This is a genomic window from Streptomyces chilikensis, from assembly GCF_001642695.1.
Classification (GTDB): Bacteria; Actinomycetota; Actinomycetes; order Streptomycetales; family Streptomycetaceae; genus Streptomyces; species Streptomyces chilikensis.
The window spans coordinates 2,168,270-2,174,015 of sequence record NZ_LWCC02000005.1; the positions used below are offsets into that span (position 1 = coordinate 2,168,270).

7 protein-coding genes and 1 pseudogene are annotated in these 5,746 nt (G+C 73.0%); 3 read left to right on the top strand and 5 right to left on the bottom strand.

Annotated elements, in window-relative coordinates; translation table 11 throughout:
- From A2U95_RS09760 to A2U95_RS09775, 5 genes are all read right to left on the bottom strand, one after another.
- Positions 1–684 (bottom strand): sulfurtransferase (locus A2U95_RS09760; RefSeq protein ID WP_166021765.1); only part of this gene is annotated, 684 nt, incomplete at its 3' end.
- 170 nt (positions 685–854) lie between these two features.
- Positions 855–935, bottom strand: a complete 81-nt coding sequence (locus tag A2U95_RS33760) for a putative leader peptide (protein ID WP_359277812.1) — start codon at positions 933–935, stop codon at positions 855–857.
- A gap of 296 nt (positions 936–1,231) precedes the next feature.
- Complete coding sequence (locus A2U95_RS09765) at positions 1,232–1,936, bottom strand: LmeA family phospholipid-binding protein (RefSeq protein ID WP_240957260.1); 705 nt, start codon at positions 1,934–1,936, stop codon at positions 1,232–1,234.
- A 177-nt stretch (positions 1,937–2,113) separates the two neighbouring features.
- The gene (locus A2U95_RS09770) at positions 2,114–3,139 is read right to left on the bottom strand and encodes a LacI family DNA-binding transcriptional regulator (RefSeq protein WP_166021767.1); all 1,026 of its coding nucleotides are present in this window, start codon (positions 3,137–3,139) and stop codon (positions 2,114–2,116) included.
- Between the two features lie 120 nt (positions 3,140–3,259).
- Entirely contained in the window at positions 3,260–4,042 is a 783-nt protein-coding gene (locus A2U95_RS09775; protein ID WP_166021768.1) for a winged helix-turn-helix transcriptional regulator, read from the bottom strand.
- A 271-nt stretch (positions 4,043–4,313) separates the two neighbouring features.
- Between A2U95_RS09775 and A2U95_RS09780 the strand changes: the two genes are divergently transcribed.
- From A2U95_RS09780 to A2U95_RS32590, 3 genes and pseudogenes are all read left to right on the top strand, one after another.
- Complete coding sequence (locus tag A2U95_RS09780) at positions 4,314–5,171, top strand: alpha/beta hydrolase (RefSeq protein ID WP_166021769.1); 858 nt, start codon at positions 4,314–4,316, stop codon at positions 5,169–5,171.
- A gap of 43 nt (positions 5,172–5,214) precedes the next feature.
- Complete coding sequence (locus tag A2U95_RS09785) at positions 5,215–5,469, top strand: MoaD/ThiS family protein (RefSeq protein WP_166021770.1); 255 nt, start codon at positions 5,215–5,217, stop codon at positions 5,467–5,469.
- 10 nt (positions 5,470–5,479) lie between these two features.
- Positions 5,480–5,746: pseudogene (locus A2U95_RS32590) on the top strand (hypothetical protein); the annotation flags it as partial.

The following is a 5,746-nucleotide window of genomic DNA, read 5'->3' on the forward strand; positions in this document are numbered from 1 at the left end:
GTCCTTGGCGAGGTCGACGTCGGCCTCGGTGTAGAGCTCCTTCAGTTCCTCGTCGGACTTGAAGGTGCCGTCGTCGTTGGCGTTCTTCGACCACGGGATGTTCGCGGCGGTCGGCACGTGGCCGGCGCGCTGGGACTGCTCCTGCGGCAGGTGGGCCGGGGCGAGCAGCTTGCCGGAGAACTCGTCGGGCGAGCGGACGTCGACCAGGTTCTGCTTGCCGATCGCGGCCAGGACGTCGTCGCGGAAGGCGCGGATCGCGGTGTTCTGCGGCTTGGCCTTGTACTGGGTCTCGACGCGGTCCGGGACCTCCTCGACCAGCTCGCGGGCGTCCAGCTCCCACTTCTTGCGGCCGCCGTCGAGCAGCTTCACGTTCTCGTGGCCGTAGAGCTTGAAGTACCAGTACGCGTAGGAGGCGAACCAGTTGTTGTTGCCGCCGTAGAGCACCACCAGGGAGTCGTTGGCGATGCCCTTGGCGGAGAGCAGCTTCTCGAAGCCCTCCTGGTCCACGAAGTCGCGGCGGACCGGGTCCTGGAGGTCCTTGGTCCAGTCGATCTTGATGGCGTTGCGGATGTGGTTCTTGTCGTACGCGGTGGTGTCCTCGTCCACCTCGACGATCACCACGTTCGGGTCGTCCAGGTGCTCCTGGACCCAGTCGGCGTCGACCAGGACGTCGCTGCGGCTCATGTTCCATCTCCTCCGGGGCAGTTGCGGGGGTTAGGCCGTCAGGCTGAAAAGCCGGCAAATCCAGATGTGCGCGCGTGCGTCGCGGAGCGCGTGGGCGCGCTTCACCGGCGACGGGGCGCACGCGGGGCAGGCCCGCCGGGCGGGCCGCGGGGAACGGGGCGGGGGCCCCGTCAGGAAGCGCGACAGAGCATGGCGGCCACACGGCACAGGTCCACTGCCCGCCGCTTGGTGAGATCCGCCTGTCGCTTCATGCCACAGATCCTAAGGACGAGGCACGGGGCGTGTCACCGGCGTGTCGCATGGTGAGACGCATCGGTCCGTGATGCGGACGGACGAGGGAGTGCGGGCCGGTCCCGGCGCCGGTGCGGCCCCGTCGCCGGCCCTCCCGTCCGCCGCGGCGGACACCGCGTCTCGCGCTACGGACGACCGCCCGGGCGCACGGGCGCCGCACGGACACCGCACGGGCGCACGGGCGCACGGGCGCACGGGCGCGACCCGACGCCGTCCGGCGCCCGCCGCGTCTCCCCCTGCGGTCCCCCGCCCGCGGCTACCAGCCGGAGAGGTTCACGTCCTTGCCGGTCACCGTGATGCGGACGCCGTCGGCCGTCGGGTCGACCTCGGACAGCTCCAGCCCGTCCGGCAGGTCGGCGAGGGCCTGGTCGAAGTCGGTCACCGACCGCACCGTGCGGTCCGCGACATCGGCGCCGAGGTCGGGCAGCGCGTCCGCCCGCACCCGCAGCTCGCCGTCCTCGACGTCGACCCGGCTGAGCACGTCCACCGTCGGCAGCTCCTGCCCCAGCAGGGACGGCCGCACCGTGAGCTTGATCCGCCCGTCGCCGCCGTGGGACAGCCCCACCACGGCGGCGGAGACCCCGGGTGCGACGTCCTGCGGCTCGGAGCGCGCGGCCTTCAGCAGCTGGTCGTAGCGGATCAGCCCGGTGCCGTCGACCTCCGCCGCCCGGGACGGGGTCATGCCCGCGTCCAGGCGCACGCCGCCGAGCCGGACGTCCAGGTCCTCGACCGCCATGTCGCGGCCGTCGGCCCCGCTCACCGGGAACTCGGGGATGCCCAGGCCGACGTCCTCCAGCTCACCGCCGGCGAGCTGGGTGAGGAACGGGAAGCCGTGGATCGTGACGTCCGGCGTGGCGTCCAGCCCCTGGGAGGACCTCAGTCCGTCCGCCGTCCGGTCCTCGGCGATGTTGACGGCTACCCGGTCGGCGGCCACCAGCAGCCCGCCGATGACCAGCACCACGACAAGAAGTGTTCGAACGGCTCGCAACTGCGGGTCTCCCTACCTGGGCGGGTCGGCGGAGCACTCGTCGGTCGACGGTAACCCCGGCGGCCCCGGACGGGCGAGGTTGTGGATCACCTGTGACAAGCCGTCCGCGCACCCGGCACGCGGATCCCCGCGCCCCGGAGCGGGCGGCCGTCAGCCTCCGCAGCCGCAGGACCGCCGGACCACCAGGTGGGACGGCACGACCCGCAGCCGGTCCTGGCCGTTGCCGGGCAGCCGCACGGTGTCGTCGAGCACCAGGTCCACCGCGGCGCGGGCCATCACCGAGCGGTCGGTGGCGACCGTGGTGAGCGGCGGGTCGGTGAGCGCCGCCTCCTTGATGTCGTCGAAGCCGGCCACCGCCAGCTCCCCCGGCACGTCGATCCGCAGCTCGCGGGCGGCGCGCAGCACGCCCACGGCCTGGTCGTCGGTGGAACAGAAGACGGCCGGCGGGCGGTCGGGGCCGGAGAGGATGCCGAGCGCCACCTGGTAGGCGTCGTAGCGGTTGTAGGGGGCCTCGAAGCAGCGGCCCTCGGTGGACAGGCCGGCGTCCTCCATGGCCCGGCGCCAGCCCTCGACGTGGTCGGAGACCGGGTCGCCGACCGCCGGCGTCTCGGCGGTGCCGCCGATGCAGGCCACGTACGGGTGCCCGTGCTCCAGCAGGTGCGCCACGGCCGCCCGGGCGCCGCCCACGTCGTCGGTGACCACGGCGACGTCGTCGATGGCCTCGGGCCGCTCGTGCAGCAGCACCACCCGGGCGTCCCAGGCGTCGATCTCGGCGGCGGCCTGGTCGTTGAGCGCGTGGCTGACCAGGATCAGGCCGGAGACCCGCATGCCGAGGAAGGCCCGCAGGTAGTGCACCTCGCGCTCGGACACGTAGTCGGTGTTGCCGACCAGGACCATCTTCCCGCGCTCGGAGGCGGCCTGCTCGACCGCGTGCGCCATCTCGCCGAAGAAGGGCTGCCGGGCGTCCGGCACGATCAGGCCTATCAGGTCGGTCCGGCGCGAGGCCATCGCCTGCGCCACCCTGTCGGGCCGGTAGCCGAGCTGCTCGATGGCGGCCAGCACGCGTTCGCGGGTGGCCGGGGCGACCGGCCGGGGTCCGTTGTTGATGACGTAGCTGACGACGGCGGTCGAGGTCCCCGCCAGCCGTGCCACATCGTCCCGAGTCACCTTGGCCACGCGCGGAGTCTACGCGTATGGAAACACCTCTGGGCAGGACATTCACGCTTTGCCATCGCCCCGGACCCCGCCCGGCGGGCGGGCCGGGAGCGGGCCGCGGGCGGCCCGCCGCGCGTGCGGTCAGGCCTCGGCGGCCATCTTCGGAGCGATCTCTTCCGTTTCGACCCGCTTCGCCCCGGCGCGGGAGCCCGGGGCGGCGGCGCGCTGGGGGTCGTCGGCCGGGCGTTCACCCTTTTCAGGAGTGACGAACCGGTATCCCACATTGCGGACGGTGCCGATCAGCGACTCGTGCTCGGGGCCGAGCTTGGCGCGCAGCCGCCGGACGTGGACGTCCACCGTCCGGGTGCCGCCGAAGTAGTCGTAGCCCCAGACCTCCTGGAGGAGCTGGGCGCGGGTGAAGACGCGGCCGGGGTGCTGGGCGAGGTACTTCAGGAGCTCGAACTCCTTGAAGGTGAGGTCCAGGACCCGCCCCTTGAGCTTGGCCGAGTAGGTGGCCTCGTCGACGGAGAGGTCGCCGTTGCGGATCTCCATCGGGGAGTCGTCGCCGGTGAGCTGCTGGCGGCCGACGGCCAGCCGCAGGCGGGCCTCCACCTCGGCGGGGCCGGCGGTGTCGAGCAGGACGTCGTCGACGCCCCAGTCGGCGGTGACGGCGGCCAGGCCGCCCTCGGTGACGATCAGGACCAGCGGACAGCCGGGCCCGGTGGAGCGCAGGAGCTGGCAGAGGCTGCGGACCTGCGGGAGGTCACGGCGGCCGTCGACCAGGATGACGTCCGCGCTGGGCACGTTCACCAGCGCGGGCCCCTCGGCGGGGGCGACGCGCACGTTGTGGAGCAGCAGGCCGAGGGCGGGCAGCACCTCGGTCGACGGCTGGAGGGCGTTGGTGAGGAGCAGCAGAGAGCTCATCGGGTCTCCCCCGCACGGTGGACGGTCCGGTGGTGCACGGTTCGCTTGGCCATAACGTCTGGTTCCTCCTCGGTCCCCGCGAGGACGTTTGCGGCACTGCTCGCGGCGCGTGTGGCGTGGCTCCGTGGCCCGGGCCGCCCCCGCCGCACCGCTCCGTGCGGGGAGAAGTCCCGTGCACCTGCGCTTTCAGGCTCGTATACAGCTCGCTCTAATGCACGAAAGGACCCGGGGGCTGCGTCGCCCGAGTCCTCTGCCCAGCAGAATAACCCACATGAGCACCGGCAGGGCAGGTCAAACGGCTGAATGGGCGGACGTCCCGAATGATGGGACCGGGCGGACGAGGCGCAGGCGCCCCCGCAGGACGTTCCTCCGCACGTCCGACGGGGTGACGATCGACGCCGCGTACGATCCGGGAACGGCTGTATACGATCCGCCGGAAGCGGAATCCGATCATCCGGCGATTGTGGTCGCGCACGGATTCACCGGGGATCTCGAACGCCCCCATGTACGGCGAATAGCGCGTTCCTTTTCCCATTCCGCGGCCGTGATCACTTTCTCGTTCCGCGGGCACGGCGCGTCCGGCGGCCACTCGACGGTCGGCGACAAGGAGGTCCTGGACCTGGCCGCAGCGGTCGCCTGGGCGCGTGAACTCGGCCACCGGAGGATCGCCACGGTCGGGTTCTCGATGGGCGGCTCGGTGGTGGTGCGGCACGCGGCCCTGCCGGACGCCGGGGTGGCCGCGGTCGCCACGGTGAGCGGCCCGGCCCGCTGGTACTACCGGGGCACCGCGGCGATGCGGCGACTGCACTGGGTGGTGCTGCGGCCGGCCGGGCGGCTGGTGGGGCGGCTCGCCCTGCGCACCCGGATCCACCACCGCGACTGGGACCCGGTGCCGCCCTCGCCGGTGGAGTCGGTCCCGCTGATCGCGCCCACCCCGCTGCTGGTGGTGCACGGCGACAGCGACCCCTACTTCCCCCTCGACCACCCGCTGTCGCTGGTCGAGGCGTCCGGGGGCCATGCCGAGTTCTGGCGGGAGGAGGGCATGGGCCACGCGGAGAACGCGACCGGCGAGGAGCTGGCCCGGCGGCTCGGGACCTGGCTGGCCGACTCCGCGCGCGGGGGCCGCTAGCCTGACCGTGTTCACACATCAGTTCACTCAGCCGAGGAACGGTATGGCACAGGTCATGGTGCGCTACTGGGCCGCCGCCAAGGCCGCGGCCGGCGTCGCCGAGGAGTCCTTCGACGCGGACACCCTCGCCGAAGCGCTGGACGCGGTGCGCAGGCGGCACCCCGGGGAACTCACCCAGGTACTGCGGCGCTGCTCGTTCCTGATCGACGGCGATCCCGTGGGGACCCGCGGGCACGACACCGTACGGCTGGCCCCGGGCGGCACGGTCGAGGTGCTCCCGCCGTTCGCAGGAGGGTGACCCCCACAGCATGAGCAACCAGTACGAGCCGTATCCGGGCCCGCACCAGGGACCCCACCAGGGCCGGGGCCCCGGCTACCCCGACGCGCCGTCACCCTCCGAGACCACCCAGCAGTGGCAGGGCAACACCTGGGACTCCCAGATGCAGCCGCACCTCGGCGCGGCCCCGGCCCCCGAGCCGGAGGCCGCCCGGACCGCCTACCTGCCGCCGGTCCCGCCGGCGGGCCAGGACCCCGCCGGCCACCAGGCCTACCCGTCGCAGGCGGGAGCCCCGGAG